The following is a 3018-nucleotide window of genomic DNA, read 5'->3' as shown; positions in this document are numbered from 1 at the left end:
GCGATTCCGGCCCTTAACTTATCTAACTTAGAATCTAACTCTTATGTTGATGGGAAGCGCCGTTCTGCGGATAACCCCTCTTGCCCGTCCATTGCCCCCTTCACGGGTCCGGGAGACGGGCCATGACCCGGCATCCTCCCATCTCCCATCGGCATCCGGCGGCACTGACGCATGTCGAACTGACCTGGATCGACAGGCGCATCGAACACTGGCTGCGCTTCGGGCATTGCAGCGACGAGCAGATACTTGATGACCGCCGCCGCATTTCCAGCTTTGCGCCAGGAAGTGTTTTCGCCTTCGTGCGCTGGGCGTCCAATGACCTCGGTATCACCGTCTCCCGGCTGGATATCGTGCGCGCGGTCAGGGCTGGCGAAGTGTTCCAGACTTTGCCGTTCGTGCGTCCCGGCGGCGAAATCCTCCTGCGTGTCGATAGCTGGCCACGGGTCGAACATGTGCTCCGGGCAGTCGACGCCATTGAGGCACTGGGTCTCGATCCGGCGGATGCAGCGCCCGAATACTGGCGGCATCTGCACCATCGCATCACGGCCGGACATGAGCCGCGTGCCTATACGCGCGCGCAGCATTCAGCATGGCTCAAGCGACGGCAGGTGACGTCATGACCCGGCGTGGCTGGTTCTTTGCGACCTATTTCGCCGTGCTCGGTGTGGGCGCGTCGATGGTCGTTCATCCTGCGCCACGGCTGATCTGGAACGAGACGGCGAGCGTGCCCGTCGGGCTCTACCGATTGCATAGGAACCCCACACCGCATGTCGGTGATCTGGTCGCCGTCCGTCTGCCAGCGCGCGAGGCGATGCTGCTGGCAAAACGCGGCTACCTCCCTCCCGGTGTGCCCCTGCTCAAGCCTGTAGCGGCTATCGCAGGGCAGTCCGTGTGCCGTATCGGGCAGCATGTAACCATCAAGGGGCAATTCGCTGGCGACGCGCAATCCGTCGATCACCGTGGCCGTCCATTACCCGTCTGGCAGGGGTGCCAACGCCTCGCTGCAGGCCAGGTCTTCGTCATGAACCCGGCTGAGCCGCGCAGTCTCGACAGTCGGTATTTCGGCCCGTTGCCCCTGTCCACCGTCATCGGGCGCGCTACCCCGGTCTGGCTTCCATCCGGGAACAGGCAGCCTGTCACCGTGACCTTCAACCCCTCCCCGAAAGGGCAATGAAATGGCACAGATCGGTCTTTTCACGCGCACGAAAACCGGTTTTGCCGGGCGCATCCGCACCCTCACCGTGGCGCAGGATATCCTTCTCGTTCCGGCCGAGTTTTCCGACGCCGAACATGCCCCGGATTACCGCATCCATCTCACCGATGCCGATGGCCCGGAGGTTGGTGCTGGCTGGAAACGCACCGGCGAGAGGGCTGGTGAATACATCGCCGTAGCCCTCGACGACCCCGCCTTTGCACAGCCGATCCGTGCCAATCTCTTCCGTGCCGGTGGGGAGCGTGCGGTCTGGGTGCTGAACTGGACGCGTCCGTCACGGCGTGTCGAACGCGGGGAATGAGACCATGCGACGCACGGTTTTCCTCGCTGTTGGTGTCATTGCAATCGGTGTATCGGGCGTCATCGATCCGTCACGGGCAGCATCGGTTCCAGCGCCCGCTGACACCGATCCTTATGCTGCCGTGATCGCTGAAGCCGTGCAGCGCTTCAACATTCCCGCCACATGGATACGGGCCGTCATGAGCGCTGAGAGCGGTGGTGATATTGGCGCGATTTCATCGAAAGGCGCGCTCGGCCTCATGCAGATCATGCCCGCGACCTGGAGCGACCTTCGTACCCGTTACGGGCTGGGAAGCGATCCGTTCGATGTGCATGACAACATCCTCGCGGGCGCTGCGTTCCTGCGCGAGATGCACGATCGTTACGGCTTGCCGGGTTTCCTGGCAGCCTATAACGCCGGGCCGGGGCGCTATGAGGACTACCGTGATCGGCAACGTCCGCTGCCACCCGAAACGCGCGCCTATGTCGCCGGATTGCTGTCCCTGATCGGTCAGGGCGGTGCTGAATCGTTGCTGCCGGTTTCGCATCCTGATCCGCTGTTCTGGAGCCGTGCACCGATTTTCGTCATGCAATCGGACGACGCGAGGAAAGGCGTTCCGGTTGCAATGAAGCTGCCGTCGCATGGTGTTCGAAGTGACATCATCGCGCATGGTCTCGCGCCTGTCAGGCCGCTTTCGGATGGGTTGTTCGTTGTCTCTTCCGCATCGGGAGCACTGCCATGAAGGCGCGCTCAGACTTCCCTGTTCTTGCCGGTGTCCGGTTGCCCGAGGATGCCAGTCTGCACGGTATCCAGCATCGCAGGGTGGGTGCAGCGAAGGGTGAACAGGCGCTCTGGGGCTTGGAGAATGAGAGGCGAGATAAAAGGGCGCACATTGCGCCTCGGTTGGAGTGTTGGTTTTCCTGTATTTTTTCGTTCTCCCGGCAATGTTTCTCCCTCTCAGGCAATGTTTGCCGACCCTGTTTTTCCTTGTTGCCCCTGCCTTTTTCGCACATTGGAGGGTCCGATGGCGTGCGAGAATGATTTCCAGCCCCGTCTGGGTCGCATCCGCTCACCACGCGCCCAGCGGCTCAAGCCCTTCGTCGCCCAGGCCCTCGCCTCGGCCCAGCGTGCCGGAGGTGGCGGGTTCCGATCGGGCCGCAATGGCGGTGGTTCCCGTTCGTCCTTCGGGCGTGGCCGCGTCGCAGCAGCCAGGGCCAATCATCTGCTGACCAGCCGTGCCCGCCGTGTGACCGTCAAGGCCCGTGTCGTCCGCCACAGCGGGCGCAAGACGCCGCTCGCCGCCCATCTGCGTTACCTGCGCCGGGAAGGAGTGACGAAGGATGGCGAGAAGGCGCGGCTCTACGGTCCCGGCATCGATGATGCCGACCCGAAGGCGTTCGCCGAGCGCTGCGAGGACGACCGCCATCATTTCCGTTTCATCGTCTCGCCCGAGGACGCGCCGGACATGGCTGACCTCAAGGGCTATGCCCGCGAACTGGTCGGGCAGATGGAAAAAGACCTCGGC

Annotated in this window: 4 protein-coding genes and 1 pseudogene; all 5 read left to right on the top strand. The window is 63.1% G+C overall.

All coding sequences use genetic code 11. The annotated features are described in order from the left end of the window. Positions 1 to 122 precede the first annotated feature (122 nt). Positions 123 to 620: a DUF2840 domain-containing protein gene (locus ABF824_RS16155; RefSeq protein WP_415489973.1), complete on the top strand. Its 498-nt coding sequence runs from the start codon at positions 123 to 125 to the stop codon at positions 618 to 620. After that, on the top strand, positions 617 to 1174 hold the full coding sequence (locus ABF824_RS16150; RefSeq protein ID WP_415489974.1) for a S26 family signal peptidase: 558 nt from the start codon (positions 617 to 619) through the stop codon (positions 1172 to 1174). Before ABF824_RS16155 ends, ABF824_RS16150 begins: the two co-directional genes overlap by 4 nt. 1 nt (position 1175) lies before the next feature. Beyond that, positions 1176 to 1514 (top strand): DUF736 domain-containing protein, encoded by a 339-nt coding sequence (locus tag ABF824_RS16145; RefSeq protein ID WP_039733991.1) that lies wholly within the window; start codon positions 1176 to 1178, stop codon positions 1512 to 1514. 4 nt (positions 1515 to 1518) lie between these two features. After that, positions 1519 to 2235 (top strand): lytic transglycosylase domain-containing protein, encoded by a 717-nt coding sequence (locus tag ABF824_RS16140; RefSeq protein ID WP_415489972.1) that lies wholly within the window; start codon positions 1519 to 1521, stop codon positions 2233 to 2235. Positions 2236 to 2517: 282 nt separating this feature from the next. Beyond that, positions 2518 to 3018 (top strand): annotated as a pseudogene (locus ABF824_RS16135) (type VI secretion protein); the annotation flags it as partial.

This window comes from Acetobacter sp., assembly GCF_047721705.1.
Lineage (GTDB): Bacteria > Pseudomonadota > Alphaproteobacteria > Acetobacterales > Acetobacteraceae > Acetobacter.
The sequence above is the reverse complement of the archived record's forward strand: the minus strand, read 5'-3'. Positions and strand labels throughout refer to the sequence as shown.